Raw genomic sequence first — 18,512 nt, forward strand, 5'->3', positions numbered from 1 at the left:
TTATGATTGAATATGATAAAACTATGGCTCAATACACTCTATGCCTCCCATATATGGAACAAGTTTTTTAGGAAGTTTAACAGAGCCATCTTTTTGTTGACCATTTTCTAAGATAGCAACAATGGTACGTCCAATGGGTAACCCAGAGCCATTTAGTGTATGGACAAACTGTGTTTTTTCTCCAGAAGAGGCACGAAAACGAATATTAGCTCGTCGAGCCTGAAAAGATTCGCAGTTAGAACATGAAGATATTTCTTTATATGTGTTTTGTCCAGGAAGCCAAACTTCTATATCATATGTTTTACTTGAAGAAAACCCTAGATCACCAGTGCACAGAACAACTGTTCTATAAGGAAGTTCAAGTTGTTCCAATAATGTTTCAGCACTTTTCCTCATTTGTTCCAAAAGATCATAGGATTGATCTGGATGAGAAAAATAGACCATTTCAACTTTTGTAAATTGGTGTTGTCGAATAAGTCCTTTTGTATCTTTACCTGCAGAACCTGCTTCTGAACGAAAACATGCTGTTTGAGCACAGTAAGATAGAGGTAATAGGTATTCATCAATAATTTCGTCAGAGTGTATATTTGTAAGAGGAACTTCTGCAGTAGGAATCAAAAAATAGTCTGTTCCTTCTAGTTTAAAAAGGTCATCTGCAAATTTTGGTAGTTGACCTGTATTTGTCATTGATTTTTCATTAACAATGAGTGGGGGTAGAACTTCTGTACGGCCTTGGGCTAGATGAAAATCAAGAAAAAAATTAATTAATGAACGCTCAAGTCGAGCTGCCCATTTCCATAGTATTGTAAAACGACTTCCTGTAATTTTACTTGCTCGTTCAAAGTCTAATCCTTGAAGAGTGGAACCTAGTTCCCAATGTTCCTTTGGTTGAAAATCAAATATAGGTATTTCACCCCATCTATATATTTCTTTATTATCAGTTTCATCTTTTCCAATTGGAACACTGTAGTGTGGGATATTAGGGACAGCAAGCATCCAGTCATAGAGTTCATTTTTTACTTGATTTATCATATTGTCTAATACAACAATTTTTGACGAAAGTTCAGAAAGTTCTGCAATAATAGTATTTGTATTTTCACCATTACGCTTCATTTGTGCAACTTGAATAGAAGCTTGGTTACGTTTAGCCTTAAGAGTTTCAACTTCAGAAAGAAGTTCACGCCGTTTAGTATCAAGCTCTTCAAAACTTGTTATATTAAGTGGAGATCCTCTATGAATAAGTGCAGTTGACACTATTTCAGGTTTTTTTTGTAACAATTTAAGATCTAACAACACTTGTCCTTTATAATTACCATTAGTATAGTTATGAGTATTATCAGTAGTAAAAGTATTCTTTTGTAAAGAAAAAGAAGTATAAAAGTTATATTATACTGTATCAGGTTTAGAGTAAAGAAAGTATCACGTCAACTAATAGCTTATGTTATCTTAGTACCTTATTGTTTTTTAACCATACCATATTATAGAAGATAGGATTGCATGTCTTGTATAAAAATAATATAGTTTCTTATTCATAATTATATTTTTAGGAGAGGCCTACTATGGGTAATAGTATTTTACAGGTAGTCATTAAACTCTCTTTATTTTTTTTCATAATCCTTTTAGGTTGTGGACCATCAAATAAAGTTAACTTGATATATCCAAAAGGTGAAATTGTCCTTCCTAAATCAGGAGCTCCTAGAGTAGTGGTTGTATTATTTCATGGCTCCAATAAACTTCATACGATTGGGACAAAAACGGATGGTTCTCACTTTATGCCTACATCTCCAGTTACTGAGTGGATAAGTAGATCTTTAGCAGAGGAACTCTCTAAGCAAGGTTTACAAGTCTCTTATGCAAGAGATTTAGCTCAGGCAAAGATGAGCAATCCTAACTATATAGTGACTGGAACTATAAGTGAAGTATGGGTGGTTGAAGAAAACCCTGCAACGTTTACTGCTGCCATTGGATTAAAAGTTTCTCTTTCAAATAATAAAGGAGTAATTTATACAGAAAACTTCAACTCTTCTCAAGAAAGACAATCTATTCCAATAGGTTCTCAAGTTGAAGTATTACTTTCTACCACATTAAAAAGTCTTCTTGAGTCAATAGCTAAGAAAATTCATTCAGAAATCCACTAGCCACGAGAACATCATTTATGAATGAAGTAAGTGTAGGGATAGAAGATGGAGATAGTATAGCATGTCAAAAACAATGGGGATACTTTAGTATAATTACCTATATTCTCCTATTTTTTTTGATTTTTTCTCCATCTATTACTATAGCAAAAGAACCTATACTTGAAGTAACTTATACAATTCCCTACCATGCACATTTAGTTACAGAGCCTGTTATACAAATAGCTGAAGCTGCCACTAAATTACATGCATTAGAGCAGACTAGAAGTAATTTTACATCAAACTTGGCTGTAAAGTTAGAATTAAGGACAAGGGAGCAACAATTAGCATTAGCATCGGCTATATATTTTGTCTCTATTCATGAGAGAACTGTACTTGATGGCCCTAAACTTTCTATAAAAGCACATGTATATCCTTCATCAGAAAAAATATTAGACGATCATATTCGTCAATTATTACGTCAACAGGATCATCTTCAGCTTAGACTGTTGGCAGTAAATCAGCTTGAACAATATATTAATGAAGGTGTTGAACTTCTTAATCAAGCACATCTATGTTCTAGTGCTGATATACGGTGTAAACATGATGATTCACTTGTACCAAAAATTAAACGAACTTCTAATCGTATTAAGGCATTGGAGTTGTTTCTAGTTGAATTAAATGATTTTGAACATGTTTGGGCAAATCCAGAAAAGTCTGTTTTAACTTTTTCAGAAGCAACAGCATTAGATCCTGATAATTCTTTATTATGGTTAGGGGTTGGAGAGTGTCTGGTGCTTTTAAATAGACCATATGAAAGTATTAAAGCATTTCAGAAAGTTATGATAAAGAATAATATACCTGCTCGTACATTATATATGCGTGGAATAGCTCATTTACAGATGTATCTTCCTGGACTTGCTATAAAAGATATTTCTCAAGCATTGCAGTTAGAGCCAGAGCACCCCAGTTGGTGGAGAGCTCTTGGCACAGCTAAACTTGTTGCAGGTGATACAGTAGCAATGTGTGCCGATTTTTATCAAGCATGTGCTATGGGGGATTGTGAAGGACTAGCTGAAGTCCGTGAACAAAATTTTTGTTTAGTATCTCCTGAATTTTAATATAGAAAAAAATTATAATTACATGGTAATAATTTTTATAGGTTCTAGATAACGTTAGTTATGAGGCAAATATGAAAGTATATCTCATTGGAGCAGGACCAGGTGATCCTGGTTTACTTACAGTTAAGGGAAAAGAAATATTACAGCAAGCTGATGTTATTATGTATGATTTTTTAGTTAATGAAATCCTGCTTAACTATGCAAAACCAGATGCTGAAATTATTTATGTTGGGAAAAAAGGTAATTCATCATATACCTCACCTCAAGATGAAATAACACAATTACTTATAACTAAGGCAAAAGAAGGAAAAATAATAGCACGATTAAAAGGAGGAGATCCATATATTTTTGGTAGAGGTGCTGAAGAAGCTGAAGCACTTGTTTTAGCTGGTATTCCGTTTGAAGAAATACCTGGTATAACAAGTACCATTGCTGCACCTGCATATGCAGGTATTCCTTTAACACATAGAGATTATACATCGTCAGTAACATTTATTACAGGACATGAAGATCCTGATAAGATTGATTCAGCCCATAATTGGTCTGCATTAGCTCATAGTGCGAATACATTAGTTTTTGTGATGGGCATGAAAAATCTTCCTGAGATTTCAAAAAATTTAATACAAGCAGGATTATCTCCTGATACACCAGCAGCACTTATTTTTTGGGGAACAACAGCAAAACATAAGAGTTTAGCTTCTACAGTTAAAAATCTCCCTGAAGAAGCAAAAAAGAATGGTTTTACAAATCCTTCTATTATTGTCATAGGTAAGGTTGTTACATTTCATAGTACATTAAATTGGTTTGAACAAAAACCATTATTAGGAAAAAGTATTGTTGTTACTCGTGCAAGAGAGCAGGCAAGTTCTTTAGCAAGGCTACTTACTGAATTAGGAGCTGAAGTTATTCAGTTTCCTACAATTGATATAACACCAGTTACAGAAACAGCTACGATTGATCAATATGTACATAAAATAAAAGAATATGATTGGATTATCTTTACTTCAGTAAATGGTGTTCGATTTTTTTGGGAACGTCTTATAGCTTTTAAATTAGATGCAAGGGTATTTGCAGGTGTGAGTATTGTAGCTATTGGACCTGCTACAGCAGAAGCTATAAGAGAAAAAGGAATTCAGCCTGACTTTGTTCCAGAAGAATATATTGCAGAAAGTATTGCAGATGGATTAGTGAAACTTGGAGTTAAAGGGAAACGTATTTTACTCCCAAGAGCACAAGAAGCACGAGAAGTTCTTCCTAACAAGTTACGCGAGGCTGGAGCAACAGTTGATATTGTCCCAGTTTATGAAACACGTCTTGCTATTAAACTTCAGGATAATATATTACAACTCTTAGAACAAGGAACGTTAGATTGTATTACTTTTGCTTCTTCTTCAACAGTAGAGAATTTTTTTGAACATATTCCTATAACTGTGCTAAAAAAATATCGTCTTCCAAAATTTGCAACTATTGGTCCAGTGACATCTAATACATTAAAAAAATATGGATTTGAGTATGATATACAGCCAACAAAATACACGATTCCTGATTTAGTTAATGCTATCGCTGATACCTATAAAGGTTAATATAAAAAGGTAGAAAGGTTTTTATAATATGTCATTAAAAATAGCTGTATTTGGCTCTGGAAATGGAGGAAATTTTCAAGCTATTCAAGATCATATTACAAAAGGCACCCTTAATGCAGAAATTAAACTCTTAGTTTGTGATAAGTCTGATGCTTATATTATAGAGAGAGCTAAAAAGGAGAATATTCCTTATTTTATTGTTAGTTATACAAAAGATAAAAGTAGAGAGGAGATCGATAAAACAATTCTTGATGCAGTTCAAGAGGCAGATGTAGATGTACTTGTTCTTGCAGGGTATATGCGTCTACTGTCATCAGTTGTCATTAAGGTGTTTCATAACCGTATTCTAAATATTCATCCCTCACTACTTCCAGCATTTCCTGGTGTTCATGGTATACATGATGCTCAAACATGGGGTGTAAAATTTACAGGATGTACTGTACATTTTGTTGATGAAATGATGGATAATGGTTCTATCATTATCCAAGCATGTATTCCTGTCGTAGATGGTGAATCATTGGAAACATTACAACAGAGAATTCATGAACAAGAACATAGGATATATCCACAAGCATTACAGTGGATGGCAGATAATAGGCTTGAATTATGTGAAAGTAGTAGGATGGTTAAAGTTAAAGGAGATAACCATAGGGGGTTGGCACCATTGAGTTATGGTGTACTTATTAATCCACCTCTTGAGGAAGGATTTTAGATATTTTTTATATTAGGTATGGAAAAATAAACTCATTAATATAGGTAAAGAGAGTTCTGAAATAATAGATAACGTTTAAAAGCGTTTCACTCTTAAATGACAACCTCCACGTCCTGTTTTTTCTGTAAAATTTTGATGATATTCTTCAGCAGGATAGAAAGTTGATACAGGAAGAAGTTGTGTAACTATAGGTAGATTAGTTTGTTTTAATTGTTTTATTATTTGTTCTGCAATATCTTTTTGAAGTTCATTGGCATAAAAAATTACAGATCGATATTGTGTCCCTATGTCAGGACCTTGACGGTTATATTGTGTTGGATCATGTATTTCAAAAAAAAGTTTTACAAGATCTTTGTAACTAACTTGCATAGAGTCAAAATGAACATGTACAGTTTCTGCATGTCCGGTTTGACCAGTACAAACTTGTTCATATGTTGGATTTTTTGTAGATCCACCCATGTAACCTGATACAGCATCAATAACCCCAGGTGTATTTTGAAATACATCTTCAATGCCCCAAAAGCATCCTCCAGCAAAATAGGCATCTTCTTTACTCATTTTCTGTTTGCTCACCATTTGTATGATTTTTATTCTGTGATAGTTCTATACTTGGTTCAAATAGTAATGAGAGTGAGTTTACACAATGACGAACATTTTTTTGAGTAAAATTTTCTCCTTCAAAGACATGTCCTAAATGACCATTACATGTACTACAAACAATTTCTGTTCTATATCCATCTGCGTCAGGTAATTGTTTCACCGCATTAGGAATTGTGTCATCAAAACTAGGCCAACCACAACCTGAATCAAATTTGTCTTTGGAGTTAAAAAGAACTGCACCACACTGCCTACAAATATATGTTCCTTCTTCTTTATGGTTAACATATTTCCCTGAGAATGGAGGTTCTGTTCCTTTATGAAGAATAATCCATGCTTCTTTATCTGATAGCGGCTTCATATAATTATCCTAATAAATAAATTACGATAGAATATCTCTACATGTTACGAATGACTATAGTCAATGATATCTTTTCCTAAGAGTTGAGTAATAAGTACTGTCCCACTTGTGAGGTTAGTAAGCTCATTCTGAAAGCTTTGGATATATTCATTTTGTATAGAGATAACATAGGTAACATCACTGGTAAAAAGTTCATTAATAATTATACAATGAAATTGTTGGAGAAGATGTAAAAAGGAGGAAATATGTTCATAACTTAAAACAACCTCTAGTGTTGTTGATATAGCCATCTTTTTAAGAGGTAATTCTTCTAATCCAAGTTGAATGGTTTGTTGGTAAGCTCGCATTAGCCCACCTTTACCTAGTTTAATTCCTCCAAAGTAGCGTGTTATTATAGCAGTAATTTCACCAATTTTTTTATGGATAAGGATATTCATCATTGGTCTTCCTGCTGTACCATGTGGTTCTCCAGCATCAGAGTAACCAGTATATATTGTTTTCTCAGGAGCACCAGCAATAAAAGCCCAACAGTGATGACTAGCATTACTAAATTCATATTTTAATTTTTCTATAAAATTTTTTGCTGTTTCAACTGTTGGTGTATGTGCAATACTTATGATAAATCGACTTTGTCTGACTGTCATTTCTCGACGATGAATATCAGTTAAATTAATATTTGGTATGAAGTAACTAAGTGACATTCAGAAAAAATATCTTTAGTTATAATCAGATGCAATAAAAAGCTTTTATAGTATTATATTTATAGGTAACCTGGAGGCTAATACAAGGCTAGAGCTTAAATAAGTTCTTGCCATTAGCTAATTATAAATACTAAAAAAGAAAACATCTTGAAGATAGGATATAATTAAAAGGTATAATAAAAAATAAAAGGGAGTTAGTTAGCCCTAAAACGACATCCAACTATTATACTAAGTTGAACAAGCTAATATAGTAACTATATACATTTTTTAGGTAATAGTTAGACTGTTATAACGTTTTTATAACATAGAGTATGTTAACATTAAAGTAAGATATGTTGATATATAACAAACAAATGAGATTTTTATAATTAATATAAAATTATGATAGTTAAATATGATATTTTAGATAAATAAAAAAATTTTTAAAATTAATAAGTTAGTTATAACCCCTTAGTTTGGTTAAAAATAAATTTTTATTTATTTACATTGAAGAATATTGTTTTAATGATATATGTTATTTGATTTAGTCAAGGAAGTTGACATGTAGTAATAGGTTTTATGCTATATGTGTTTATTGTACTATTAGTAATGAATAGATTATTGCTTATAGATAACCACATGATATGTGAATATAAGTAAGAGGTATTAATGTTAGGTATTTTTTCTATGGAAACTACAAACTGGGCAGCTGAAAGCCTTGCAGTTATTTGTGGTAGTGCTTTTTTATGGGGATTGGGTAGTTCACTTTTAAGTCCATGTCATTTAGGAATTGTACCTATTTTAGGTAGTCATGCTGCTGGGTACAGTATTTTTGGTTCAAACACAAATCCTTTGCGTCAAGTGTTGTTATTTACATTAGGTTTTTTCCTTACAATTCCTCTCATTGGTTTGTTAATTGGTTTTATTGGTTATGGCCTCCACTTTGGAGGGCATTATTGGACTATTCCTTCTGGATTTCTACTGTTATGGTTAGGATGGGATATGACACGTGGACACAGCTGTTCACATTTGTCTTATTTATTAGGCAGAATAAGAACTCGGCTTGGCCTTGGTGTGTCTTCTGGTGCATTAGTACTAGGTTTTGCTTATGGATTTCTTGCTGGAGGATGTTCCGCAGGGTTTCTTGTCCCCATCTATGCACTTACCTTACCTAGTAGTATATGTGTATATGTAGTTATTGCTGCATGTTTTGGATTAGGACATACATTACCAATGACTATTGCAGGTGGTTCTGTTTCATTAGCAAAACGTTTTCTAGGTGATAAAAGATGTTGTGATCAAAATAGTAAATGTGAAAGTAAGACAAATGAACCACATAGTGGAGAGGCAAAATTTCGTAAATTTGTAGGAATTATTACTATTATTATAGGTATTCTATTTATATTACATCCATTTCTTGAAAGTTGATTTTCTAACTAAAATTAAACAGTGTTATTTTAGCATATATTAATAAGTTTAATATATTGATAACTCAATAGATGTTTGTATTATAACTGGTAGTTATTGTTACCATATATTATACTATAGCAGTAAATTTATAGATAATTAGTTCTTTGTTGCTGGGATACTTTTAATAACACGACAAGGGTTACCAAATGCTAAGACACCATCAGGAATATCTTTACTTACTATACTTCCAGCGCCAATAGTACTGTTATCTCCAATGGTTACTCCTGGTAAGACAATAACATTACCTCCTATCCAAACATTATTACCTATAGTTATGGGATAAGCATATTCTAACCCCTTATTTCTTTGTAAAACATCTAAGGGATGCACTGCTGCATAGAAGCCACAGTTTGGTCCAATAAAAACATTATTCCCAAAAGTGACTTTAGCTGTATCTAGTATAGTACAATTATGATTTGCATAAAAATTTTCTCCAATTTCAATTAAGTATCCATAATCACACCATAGGGGTTGCTCAATAAGAAAGTGTTCTCCTGTTTTACCAAAGAGCTTTTTTATAATGTTTCTACGTTCTTCCATTTTTATAGGGTGTAGCTGGTTATATTCGTAGCATAGCTCCTTACATCTTAAGCGTTCTTCTATAAGCAAAGGATCAGTATTTGCATCATATAATAATCCATTCCTTGCTTTTTCTTTTTCCGTCATGATAAGCTCCTAAGTAATAAAGGTAAGGTAACTTCTTTTGGACTACTTTATTTATTATTATTATTATTTGCAAAAGAGTATAAGCTAGGTAATGGAAAAAACATAAAATTAATTGTTAAACAGATAGTAACTTATTTAGCCTTATATTATAAAATATATTTTTTCTATGAAGTAGAAAAGACTATTTTTTATTAGAGACTTGTATCTTTTAAAAATAATGCCTATCTCTATAAAAGGTCTTTTTTGGGGTTTATGTTTGTTATATAGGAAGATTTTAGAATTATAGTAATGATAAAAAAATAATCTATGGATTTGTAGTTTTTTAGTAAGGTTACTTTTTTATTGTTATAGCTAATAATTATAGTGAGATATTGAGTAAAAGTTAGAGGTAATCTAAAAGATAATAGTATACTTTTTATAATATTATAATAAAATTATATATTATCATAATATTTATATAAGTGAACATAGTTTTCTAAAAAGACTATAATGATCCTCATTAGGAGGTATTTTTGTGGCTGTTGAGTACAAAGATTATTATAAAGTTCTTGGGGTTGAGAGAAATGCTACAAAAGATATGATATCTAAAGCATATAAAAAGCTTGCTAAAAAATATCATCCAGATCTTAATCCAGGTAACACAGAGGCAGAAGAAAAATTTAAGAATATTACAGAAGCTTATGAAGTACTTAAAGATGATGAAAAAAGAAAAATGTATGATCAACTAGGTTCAAACTGGAAAGATGGTCAATATTTCCAGAACGAAAGTGGATTTGATAATTTTAGCTTTAATTTCGGCGGAGATGCCTTTGGGGGCTCTGGTTTTAGTGACTTTTTTGAATCTCTTTTTGGTGGGGGGCAAAGAGGTAGAAGTAGTGGGTTTAGTGGGTTTTCTTCTCGCCAACATCGTGGAAGGGATATTGAAGCTGAAATTTCTATTTCTCTTGAAGATGCACTCCATGGTGGTGAACGTAGTTTTACTCTACAAACGCCAGATGGTCCAAAGACATTAAAAGTTAACATTCCTGCAGGTGTTCGTGAAGGTGCTAAATTAAGACTTGCAGGCCAAGGATACTCTGGCTCAGGTGGAGGAGCAACAGGAGATTTATATTTACATATTCGCTTTTTGCCTCATTCTCAGTTTCATGTTGAAAATAATAATATCACATACAATGTACAAATAATGCCTTGGGAGGCTGTATTAGGAACAAAAATTAGGGTTCCTACTCTTGAAGGAAATGTTGAGCTTTCTGTTCCTGCTGGAACAAGTAGTGGACGTAAAATGCGGCTACGTGGAAAAGGATTAGGCTCTTCAAATTCTCGTGGTGCTCTTTTTGTTATTATAGGTATTAAAACACCTACTAACCTTACAGATAAACAGCGTAAATTGTGGGAAGAGCTAGCTGCTAATGCAGAAAAGTGAAGGTAAGGAGGTTCGTATATGGATTTGTTACAAGACAAAAAAGACCTACCCAGCTGCTCCAGATTTATAGTATGGTCAGAGTTTATAGAACTCACAGGAACAACTCCTGAGCGTGTCTTTGAGCTTATTGAAATAGGCTGGCTTGAACCTGTACGTACCGCAGAAAATATTTTGTTATTTCAACAAAGAGATGTTTATAAATTACGAAAGCTTGAACGAATTTGTATGGATTTTGAAATAGATACACTAAGTGGAAGTATTATTATTGATCTTCTTGAACGTGTTGATAGCTTAGAAAAAAGAGTAAGAATGCTTTCATCACTTTATTAAAGTTATAATATTTAGTTAACTAAAAACAGTAATTGAAATTATTCTTATATACTTATTATATACTTATACTGAAGAAGTAGAGGTTGTATTATGGATGTGAATAAGCTCACACAAAAGTCTCAAGAAGCATTATCAGAAGCACAAAGACTTTCTGCTCAATATGGGCATCAGGAAGTAGATGTAGAACATTTAGCATTGGCACTTACCATACAAGAGAATGGTTTTGTTCCAAGGGTTCTTGAACAAGCAAAAGTACATGTAAAAGTTGTGATTTCAGCATTAGAAGAAGTATTAAAAAAGCGTCCTTCTGTTCGTGGGCCTGGAAGTGAGATGGGGAAAATTACTATCTCTCAAAGGCTAAGTAAAGTTATTGCCAATGCTGAATTATTAGCAAAACGATTGGGTGATGAGTATGTAAGTGTTGAGCATCTTTTTGCTGAATGTCTTAATGAGCCAGAGTCAACAGGAATGGGACAAGTTGCAAAAGAGATACACCTTACGTCACAAAGATTTATAGAAGTTATGTTAGCTGTGCGTGGGCCACACCGTGTTACATCTCCTACTCCAGAAGATAGTTACGAAGCATTAAAAAAATATGGAAGAGATCTTGTAGAAGCTGCTCGAAAAGGAAAGCTTGATCCTGTAATTGGACGGGATGCTGAAATCCGTAGAGTTATCCGAATTCTTTCTCGTAGAACAAAAAATAATCCTGTGCTTATTGGTGAAGCTGGAGTTGGGAAAACAGCTATAGTAGAAGGATTAGCTTTTCGTATCGTTCAAGGAGATGTTCCTGAAGGTTTAAAAGATAAATCTATTTTTGCTCTTGATATGGGGTCACTGATTGCTGGAGCAAAGTACAGAGGAGAATTTGAAGAACGTCTTAAGGCTGTTTTAACAGAAGTCGAGAAGTCAGAAGGAAGAATTGTTCTTTTTATTGATGAATTACATACTATTGTTGGAGCAGGAAAAGCTGATGGAGCTATGGATGCAGGGAACTTTTTAAAACCTATGCTTGCTCGTGGAGAGCTCCATTGTATTGGTGCTACAACATTGGATGAGTATAGAAAGTATATAGAAAAAGATCCTGCATTAGAGAGACGTTTTCAACCAGTGATGGTAGATGAACCTTCTGTTCAAGACACTATATCTATTTTACGAGGATTAAAAGAACGCTTTGAAGTTCATCATGGTGTGAGGATTAGTGATTCTGCTATAGTTGAAGCTGTAGTCCTTTCAGATAGATATATCTCAGATCGTCAACTACCAGACAAAGCAATTGATTTGATTGATGAAGCTGCAGCTATGATCCGTACAGAAATCGACTCTCTTCCATCTGAGCTTGATGAAGTTAATCGTAAAATTATGCAGTTAGAAATAGAAAGAGAAGCCCTTAGAAAAGAAAGTGATTCAGCATCTCATGAAAGATTAGTACGTTTGGAAGAAGAATTAAAAGTACTGCAATCAACACAGTCTGAATTAAAAAAGCAATGGGAAACTGAAAAAGGTTCAATTGATTCTCTTCGAAACATAAAAGAACAAATTGAGCAGACACGACTTGCAATTGATGAGGCTACACGAAATGGTGAGCTAAGCAAGGCAGCAGAATTAAAATACTCAAAACTGTTTGAATTAGAAAAACAATTAGAAGAACGTGAATCAAAGGCTGATGGTCCACGTTTACTTAAAGAAGAAGTTCGTCCAGATGATGTTGCTAATATTGTTGCTCGATGGACAGGTATACCTGTAACACGACTGTTAGAATCTGAAAAAGAAAAATTGTTACGATTGCCAGATACATTACATGAGCGTGTAATTGGTCAAGATGAGGCTGTGAATGTCATATGTAATGCTGTATTGCGTACACGTGCAGGACTTTCTGATCCAAAGAGACCACAAGGTTCTTTTATTTTTCTTGGACCTACAGGTGTTGGTAAAACAGAACTTTGTAAAGCTCTTGCAGAATCTTTATTTGATACTGAAGAAAATATGGTTCGCTTTGATATGAGTGAATACATGGAGAAACACTCAGTAGCCAGGCTTATTGGAGCTCATCCTGGTTATGTAGGTTATGAAGAAGGTGGGCAACTTACCAATGCTGTAAAACGTAAACCTTATAGTGTCATATTATTTGACGAAGTAGAAAAAGCACATCCTGATGTATTTAATATTTTTCTACAGTTACTTGATGATGGACGTTTGACGGATAATGCTGGCCGTACTATTAATTTTAGAAATACTATTATCATTATGACTTCAAATATAGGCGCATATAAATTACTTGAAGGTATTAGTCCTGATGGTTCTTTTCATGAAGGTGTATATGAGTCTGTTATGGGTGATTTGAAACAACATTTTAGACCAGAATTTCTTAACCGAGTTGATGATGTTGTACTTTTTAAACCACTTCTGGCTGATCAAATAAGTAGTATTATAGACTTACAGTTAAGGAGTTTAAAAAAACGCCTAGAGTCACAGAAAGTTACATTAGAATTAACACATTCAGCACATTTATATCTAGCTGAGAATGGATATGATCCTCATTATGGAGCACGTCCATTAAAAAGATACCTTCAACGAGTAGTGGAAACACCTTTAGCAAAGATGATTATTAGTGGTAAAGTTCATGAAAATCAACAGATTGTTATAGATTACTCAGAAAGTGATTCTTCTTTACAATATGGTGTGAAAAGTGCATCTGAAGATATCAACTGGGTTCAAGTATAATTATAACTTTAATTTTTGTAATTATTAACGATAACAGGTTATTTATTATACATATTATTTATTATAAAATTTGTTTAAGAAATTGCTGAAGTCGTGGATGTTGAGGTGAGGTAAAAATAGTCTCTGGGGGGCCAGTTTCAACAATTTGTCCTTTATCCATAAAAATAACATGATCAGCCACTTCACGAGCAAAACCCATTTCATGAGTGACGACAATCATAGTCATGCCTTCTTCTGCAAGTGTTTTCATTACTTCAAGGACTTCTGTTACCATTTCAGGATCAAGTGCTGAAGTTGGCTCATCAAACAACATAATTTTGGGATGCATAGCAAGAGCTCTAGCAATAGCAACTCTCTGTTGTTGTCCTCCAGACAAATAGGATGGATAAACATTTATTTTATCTGAAAGACCTACCTTTTTGAGGAGTTGCAAAGCTTGTTCTTCTGCCTCATGGGTAGAAAGCTTTCTTAAATGGATGGGAGCCATTGTAATATTTTGGAGTACAGTTTTATGAGGGAATAGGTTAAAATTCTGGAATACCATCCCTAACTCTTGGCGAATGGTATTAATATCATTTTCTGATGAGTTAATATCAAGGCCATCCACAATGATAAGTCCTTTATCAATAGTTTCAAGTCGATTAATTGAACGAAGAAGTGTAGATTTTCCTGATCCAGAAGGACCAATAATAACTACTTTCTCTCCTGGTATTATTTCTAGGCTTACATCATTTATGGCTGTAAGTGATCCAAAAAATTTCCAAATATTACGAATGGTAATGATAGGTTCAGTCATAGTTCTCCTGGTCATAATGATCAAGTTTCCCTTCCATAATACTTACTCCTTTAGAGAGTAAGAGTGTAATAATTAGATATACAATAGCAATTACAGTATACGTTTCAAAATATTCAAAGGTTACTGCAGCATACTCCCTTCCTCGACGAAGTAAGTCAGCTACAGCAATAATGGAGATAAGTGATGTGTCTTTCAGCATAGCAATACATTCATTACCAATAGGTGGGAGAATAGCTCTTAGAGCTTGAGGTAAAATGACATACCGCATTGTTTGATATTTGTTAAATCCAAGAGAGCGTGCGGCTTCTTCTTGTCCTTTAGGAACAGTAAGAATACCTGCTCGAAATACTTCCCCCATATAAGCACCATAACAAAAGGTAATGGCAATGATAGCTGATACAAGCGGAGAAAAATGGCCTAGTGCATAATAGATATAAAAAAGTTGTACAAGTAAAGGAATACCTCGAATAACTTCAACATAAGTAGAGGTAAGAATATTGATAATACGATTTTTAGAAAGTCTACCAAAACCTACAAGAAGACCTAGAGGGAGAGTACAAATTATAGAAAGAAATGTAACTTCAAATGTTACAAAAATGCCATCAGGAAGAAATGCTAGGATGTCTATGTAGTTTTCTGAGCCAAAACTACATAGGAGAACTAAAAGAAGAATTGATCCAAAAAATGCAATATTCCAAGCATTGATAATATTCCTTTCCCTAGGATCTGGGATAGAAGCTCCGTCTGTAATTTCAATGCGTATGCTTGTATTTTGCATATATGTTTTCCATATCTTTATATGTTATTGAGCTATTTATATGTATAAAATTAATGCATGATCCACTTCTTTATTAATGCAGCCTCAATTCCTTTTTCTTTTACTGCTTTGACACCAGCATTAATTTTCTCTAATAATTCTTTATTACCTTTTTTGACTGCAAACCCATACTGTTCTATTTCAGTAGTAATGAAAGCTATAGTAATATGATCTGTATATTCTGGTTGTTGTTTTATAAAATAGTTTGCTACAGGTTCATCACAAATGACAGCATCAAGGCTTCCATTAGAAAGATCTTCTAGCGCAAGACCTATTTCATCATAGGTTTTTACTATAGCTTTTACTTTTGCTTTAGGTAACGTTTCTATAAGACCTGAAGTGCCAATCTGTCCACCTACTTTTTTCCCATTTAGATCCTGTATACTTTTTATTGGTGAACCATTAGGGACTACAATAGCTTGATGAACATTATAGTATGGTTTACTAAAATCCATTACTTTTTGTTTACGTTTATCTGTAATTGTTACAGAAGAGGCAATAATATCAATAAGATCAGCATTAAGTGCAGCAAATATTCCATCCCAAGCAGTATTACGGATTTCTATGTTAATTCCTGCTTCTTTAGCTACAGCAGTAATATAGTCTGAAGAGTACCCGACAACCTTTTTGTGTTCATCTAAATTTTCCATTGGGGGCCATGTTGCATCAGAAGCAACAATGTAAATATCTTTTGCAATACTGGTAGAAGAAAAAATACTTAATATAGTGAGTATGCTTAGAAAGCCAAAAGTGCGAAGCATGGTTTGCTATACTCCTTGAATATGTCTATCTATTATAGATATATTATTCATATATTTTTTATGTTTTTAAAAAGAATTATAGATATTTTTTGTTTAAAAAAGTATGAACAGATATTTATAATATATGTTAACCAATATCTATTCAAGAGATAATTATATATCATTTATTATGATTTTCTGTAAAAATAGAAAGAGTAATTCTATATTATTTTATATCGTTATTAAAAATGAAAGTAGGTAAGTTAGATAATTAGTAAGAGTAGAAATATAGAGTTAGGATACAGTATGATATAAATGAATAGATATTATTAAGGTTAGTAGGTAAATTTTGATATGAAAAAGGTATGGAATATTTTTTTTGATCGTGATGGCACTCTTATTGAAGATAAACATTATCTTTCGAATCCTAGAGATCTAGTATTATTACCGAATGTAGGCCTAGCATTAGAAAAGCTTATTAAGAATGGATGTCATTTATTTTTAGTTTCTAATCAGTCAGGAGTTGGAAGAGGTTTGTTTACTGAAACATCTGTTTTAGCATGTCATAAAGAGCTTACAAGACTTCTTGCTGGTTATGGAGTTTTTTTTACTGATGCTCTCTGGTGTGTACATGCTCCATCAGAAAATTGTGATTGTCGTAAGCCAAAACTTGGTATGTGGAAAGCACTATCTCAAAAACATAGATTAACCGCATCTGAAACAATAATGATTGGAGATAAATGTGATGATATAAGTTTTGGTGTAAAGGCAGAATTTTTAGCTTCTATTCTTGTTAAAACAGGCAAAGGTGAACAAGAAGCTATAAAATGTGGATATCGTTTTCCTGAGAAGGGATGTGCTCCTATGGAAGTAACAAAAAATAAATCTACATGTATTTTAACTACACAATCTATTATGGATGCTGTATCATGGATATTACAAGAATAATCTTCCAGAAAAAAGAGTATATACTATATAAAACAGTGTGGCTCAGTAATTAACTTATATCATGAGATAACAATTAATAGTTTTTATTAAGTAGGGTTACATGAAATTTACTTCATTTGATGATGTTCAAAATTTTTTAGATAATCTTGGTTTGTTTAATATCGATTTAGAGCTTACTCGAATGAATCAAGCATTGACCAAACTTGATTTTAATTCTTTGCCATATAAAGTTGTTCAAATAGTTGGGACAAATGGAAAAGGTTCTACAGCTACTTTCCTTGCATCTTTAGCAAAATCTCATGGTTTAAAGGTTGGAATATATACTTCTCCACATTTTGTGACACCTCGAGAACGTATTTGTATTAATGGTGAAATGCTTTCACCAGAGGTATGGATTACTTTAACTGAACGTATCTTAGATAATACACTATCTTTAACATATTTTGAATTATTAACAGTATTAGCTATTGTTGCTTTTTCAGAGTTTAAGGTTGATTTGGCTATACTAGAGGCAGGCCTTGGAGGGCAACATGATGCAACAACAGCTGTTCCTGCAGATTTGGTATGTTATACACCAATTGATCTTGACCATGAACAATTCCTTGGATCAACAGTTGAAGCAATTGCAAAAGAAAAATCACAAGCAATGCGTTTTAGAAAACCTGTTCTTTCAAGTTTTCAGCAGCCTGAAGTAATGAGCATACTTTGTGCTATGGCTAAAGAAAAAAATTGCTCTTTTCAGTCTCTAGAACAAATTAGTTTAGTATATGATCTCTTTTACCCTAATCTAGATGGTAGTCAGACAAAGTCAGAATATTTAACTTTAGGCATGGCTGGTAAGCATCAACGTGTTAATGCACAGCTTGCGTTAGCAGCATGGCATGTACTTTCACAGAACTTTGGATGGGATTTTAATCTTAACTGTATTTATAAAGGGCTTGCTCATGCGTTTATTCCTGGACGATTTCAATATGTTCCTCCTAATCCATCATTAGGCTGCCTTCCTACTATACTTGATGGTGCTCATAATCCTCATGGGTTAGAAGCATGTATTGCTGCATGTAAATCTATAGGAATCCGCCCAGGAGCCATTATTTTTTCCTGTTTTGCTGATAAAAATATTAAAGAGATGGTTGAACTTGTTCAGATATTTGCAGAAGGGATCCCATTATTTATTCCAACAATCCAAGTTCATGAGAGAGCTATGTGTAGCAACGAGCTAGCAAAACTGTTTAAATGTTCTGTTCAGCCTGTACAACGTCTTAGTATTGCATTACAAGCTATAAAAAATTCTGATATTGAAATTAGTGAAAAACGTCCTATAGTTATTCTAGGTTCATTATATTTAATTGGAGAATTTTTTACACTCTACCCTCATGTATTATCTTCTTCTATAGGTATGATATAAAAATATAGTATACATTTTATAG

General features: G+C 33.1%; 18 protein-coding genes. 10 read left to right on the top strand and 8 right to left on the bottom strand.

Annotated elements, in window-relative coordinates:
- Nucleotides 1-21: 21 nt before the first annotated feature.
- Nucleotides 22-1,293: a serine--tRNA ligase gene (gene serS / locus LI_RS00625; protein WP_041817028.1), complete on the bottom strand. Its 1,272-nt coding sequence runs from the start codon at nucleotides 1,291-1,293 to the stop codon at nucleotides 22-24.
- 266 nt (nucleotides 1,294-1,559) lie between these two features.
- On the opposite strand from serS, the gene LI_RS00630 reads away from it, so the two are divergent.
- From LI_RS00630 to purN, 4 genes are all read left to right on the top strand, one after another.
- Entirely contained in the window at nucleotides 1,560-2,138 is a 579-nt protein-coding gene (locus LI_RS00630) for a hypothetical protein (RefSeq protein WP_011526198.1), read from the top strand.
- A 17-nt stretch (nucleotides 2,139-2,155) separates the two neighbouring features.
- Complete coding sequence (locus LI_RS00635; protein ID WP_011526199.1) at nucleotides 2,156-3,235, top strand: tetratricopeptide repeat protein; 1,080 nt, start codon at nucleotides 2,156-2,158, stop codon at nucleotides 3,233-3,235.
- A gap of 71 nt (nucleotides 3,236-3,306) precedes the next feature.
- Entirely contained in the window at nucleotides 3,307-4,818 is a 1,512-nt protein-coding gene (cobA, locus tag LI_RS00640; RefSeq protein ID WP_011526200.1) for a uroporphyrinogen-III C-methyltransferase, read from the top strand.
- Between the two features lie 28 nt (nucleotides 4,819-4,846).
- A complete protein-coding gene (gene purN, locus LI_RS00645) occupies nucleotides 4,847-5,530 on the top strand; it encodes a phosphoribosylglycinamide formyltransferase (protein WP_011526201.1) in 684 nt (227 codons plus the stop codon).
- 75 nt (nucleotides 5,531-5,605) lie between these two features.
- Here purN and msrA read toward each other — a convergent pair whose 3' ends face one another.
- The 3 genes from msrA to LI_RS00660 are packed head-to-tail and all read right to left on the bottom strand — an operon-like array spanning nucleotide 5,606 to nucleotide 7,189.
- Nucleotides 5,606-6,088 carry a peptide-methionine (S)-S-oxide reductase MsrA gene (msrA, locus tag LI_RS07585; RefSeq protein ID WP_223604111.1) on the bottom strand — a complete coding sequence of 161 codons (483 nt, stop codon included), beginning with the start codon at nucleotides 6,086-6,088 and terminating at the stop codon, nucleotides 5,606-5,608.
- Complete coding sequence (locus tag LI_RS07590) at nucleotides 6,081-6,488, bottom strand: methionine-R-sulfoxide reductase (protein WP_011526203.1); 408 nt, start codon at nucleotides 6,486-6,488, stop codon at nucleotides 6,081-6,083. The genes msrA and LI_RS07590 overlap by 8 nt, the downstream gene beginning before the upstream one ends.
- A 44-nt stretch (nucleotides 6,489-6,532) precedes the next feature.
- A complete protein-coding gene (locus tag LI_RS00660; protein WP_011526204.1) occupies nucleotides 6,533-7,189 on the bottom strand; it encodes a YigZ family protein in 657 nt (218 codons plus the stop codon).
- Between the two features lie 648 nt (nucleotides 7,190-7,837).
- On the opposite strand from LI_RS00660, the gene LI_RS00665 reads away from it, so the two are divergent.
- Nucleotides 7,838-8,596, top strand: coding sequence for a cytochrome c biogenesis CcdA family protein (locus LI_RS00665; protein ID WP_011526205.1), 759 nt, complete (start codon nucleotides 7,838-7,840; stop codon nucleotides 8,594-8,596).
- A gap of 138 nt (nucleotides 8,597-8,734) precedes the next feature.
- Here LI_RS00665 and LI_RS00670 read toward each other — a convergent pair whose 3' ends face one another.
- Entirely contained in the window at nucleotides 8,735-9,304 is a 570-nt protein-coding gene (locus tag LI_RS00670; RefSeq protein WP_011526206.1) for a sugar O-acetyltransferase, read from the bottom strand.
- Between the two features lie 514 nt (nucleotides 9,305-9,818).
- Here LI_RS00670 and LI_RS00675 point away from each other — a divergent pair.
- From LI_RS00675 to clpB, 3 genes are all read left to right on the top strand, one after another.
- Complete coding sequence (locus tag LI_RS00675) at nucleotides 9,819-10,727, top strand: DnaJ C-terminal domain-containing protein (RefSeq protein ID WP_011526207.1); 909 nt, start codon at nucleotides 9,819-9,821, stop codon at nucleotides 10,725-10,727.
- A gap of 18 nt (nucleotides 10,728-10,745) precedes the next feature.
- Complete coding sequence (locus LI_RS00680; protein ID WP_011526208.1) at nucleotides 10,746-11,057, top strand: chaperone modulator CbpM; 312 nt, start codon at nucleotides 10,746-10,748, stop codon at nucleotides 11,055-11,057.
- Between the two features lie 90 nt (nucleotides 11,058-11,147).
- The gene (gene clpB, locus LI_RS00685) at nucleotides 11,148-13,781 is read left to right on the top strand and encodes an ATP-dependent chaperone ClpB (protein ID WP_011526209.1); all 2,634 of its coding nucleotides are present in this window, start codon (nucleotides 11,148-11,150) and stop codon (nucleotides 13,779-13,781) included.
- A gap of 61 nt (nucleotides 13,782-13,842) precedes the next feature.
- Here the strand turns inward: clpB and LI_RS00690 are convergent, their stop codons facing one another.
- The 3 genes from LI_RS00690 to LI_RS00700 are packed head-to-tail and all read right to left on the bottom strand — an operon-like array spanning nucleotide 13,843 to nucleotide 16,155.
- The gene (locus LI_RS00690) at nucleotides 13,843-14,577 is read right to left on the bottom strand and encodes an amino acid ABC transporter ATP-binding protein (RefSeq protein WP_015353671.1); all 735 of its coding nucleotides are present in this window, start codon (nucleotides 14,575-14,577) and stop codon (nucleotides 13,843-13,845) included.
- Entirely contained in the window at nucleotides 14,570-15,355 is a 786-nt protein-coding gene (locus LI_RS00695; RefSeq protein ID WP_011526211.1) for an amino acid ABC transporter permease, read from the bottom strand. Before LI_RS00695 ends, LI_RS00690 begins: the two co-directional genes overlap by 8 nt.
- Nucleotides 15,356-15,405: 50 nt before the next feature.
- The gene (locus tag LI_RS00700) at nucleotides 15,406-16,155 is read right to left on the bottom strand and encodes a basic amino acid ABC transporter substrate-binding protein (protein ID WP_011526212.1); all 750 of its coding nucleotides are present in this window, start codon (nucleotides 16,153-16,155) and stop codon (nucleotides 15,406-15,408) included.
- Between the two features lie 333 nt (nucleotides 16,156-16,488).
- Here LI_RS00700 and LI_RS00705 point away from each other — a divergent pair, with 333 nt between their 5' ends.
- Nucleotides 16,489-17,082, top strand: a complete 594-nt coding sequence (locus LI_RS00705) for a D-glycero-alpha-D-manno-heptose-1,7-bisphosphate 7-phosphatase (protein WP_011526213.1) — start codon at nucleotides 16,489-16,491, stop codon at nucleotides 17,080-17,082.
- A 100-nt stretch (nucleotides 17,083-17,182) separates the two neighbouring features.
- The gene (locus LI_RS00710) at nucleotides 17,183-18,490 is read left to right on the top strand and encodes a bifunctional folylpolyglutamate synthase/dihydrofolate synthase (RefSeq protein ID WP_011526214.1); all 1,308 of its coding nucleotides are present in this window, start codon (nucleotides 17,183-17,185) and stop codon (nucleotides 18,488-18,490) included.
- Nucleotides 18,491-18,512 lie beyond the last annotated feature (22 nt).

Origin of the sequence: Lawsonia intracellularis PHE/MN1-00 (assembly GCF_000055945.1) — a bacterium.
Classification (GTDB): domain Bacteria; phylum Desulfobacterota; class Desulfovibrionia; order Desulfovibrionales; family Desulfovibrionaceae; genus Bilophila; species Bilophila intracellularis.